The sequence below is a fragment of the Okeania sp. SIO2C2 genome (genome assembly GCF_010692625.1).
Classification (GTDB): Bacteria; Cyanobacteriota; Cyanobacteriia; order Cyanobacteriales; family Microcoleaceae; genus Okeania; species Okeania hirsuta.
Genome location: NZ_JAAHGM010000169.1, coordinates 1 through 1,259, shown reverse-complemented (window position 1 = coordinate 1,259; position 1,259 = coordinate 1). Strand labels below are relative to the sequence as shown.

1 protein-coding gene is annotated in these 1,259 nt (G+C 38.2%); it reads right to left on the bottom strand.

Going from position 1 to position 1,259, the window contains the following annotated elements; genetic code table 11:
* Positions 1–17: 17 nt before the first annotated feature.
* The coding region (locus F6K18_RS36170; protein WP_353735281.1) for a transposase at positions 18–1,259 on the bottom strand (1,242 nt) is incomplete at its 5' end.

Here is a 1,259-nt window from a genome sequence, read left to right as displayed (position 1 = left end):
CGTGACATACTCCCACACTAAGCTGCCGCTATAGTGTGGGCTTCTCGTTTCGTAGCCCTGCTATTGCATCGGGCTCCACGAGCTTTAAAGACGGAATGCCCTACCGCCCTATTTTTGATATTTATCGCTGCATTCAAGTCGCGGCCTATTACAATACCGCAATGCGGACAAGAATGAGTTCGTATGTTTAATTCTTTCTTGACTTTTTTTCCACAGTTCGAGCAATCTTGGCTAGTATTTTTGGGGTTCACTCCTATAGTTTTCTGTCCAGCATTTCCGGCTTTGACAGTCAAAATAGTTATAAATTGGCCCCATCCAGCATCGTTAATTGATTTACTCAAACGATTCTTTGCTAGCCCTTTAATGTTTAAGTTTTCATGGGCGATAATATCCGCTTTTGATAACAATTCATTGGCTGTTTTGAAATGAAAGTCTTTACGTTTATCAGCTACCTTTTTATGTTGTTTGGCTACAGCTTTAACAGCTTTTAACCACCTTTTGCTGCCTTTTTTCTTTCGAGATAAACGTTTCTGTAGAGTCTTTAATCGCTGCTGATATTTTCGATAGTATTGAGGTATGGGGATAGACTCTCCTTCACTTGTTACTAAGAATTCTTTCAACCCCATATCAATTCCCAGAGTATTTTTTAATGTAGGTTCCACTTCAGTTGTTAAAGCTGGAACTGATTTGTCTTCTAGGGATAAAGTCACATAATAACCATCAGCTTTACGACTAATAGTCACTGTTTTAATTATAAACCCTTCTGGTATTGGACGATGCTGAATTAACTTTACCTTGCCAATTTTGGGTAAATTAATTTTATTTCCTTCAATGCAGTCAAGTTTGATTTGAGGATAAGTAAAACTGCGATAACGTCCTTTTCCTTTAAACCTTGGTTTCCCTAATTTATGTCCATTTTTGTCTGTCTTAAACCATCTATCAAAGGCAAGTTTTACTCGTTTTATGCAATCCTGGCATACCTGAGAATGAATTAGCTTGTACTCAGGAAATTTGTCTTTGGTATTGACCAAATCTTTTTTTTGAGAGTAATAATCTGGATTATCTCTGAGTTGAGGAATTGGCATCACCAAGGGGCAGGCGTTAACTGGACAACAGTTTTCTGACCACCATGAAAACCGCTCTCCTAACCTATAGTTGTACTGCCGACGCAACAATTCTAACCACATTTTTATTGTGGCTAACTGTTCTTTATTGGGCCTTAATTTATATTGGTAGGCAGTGCGCATGGTGGAAAATTT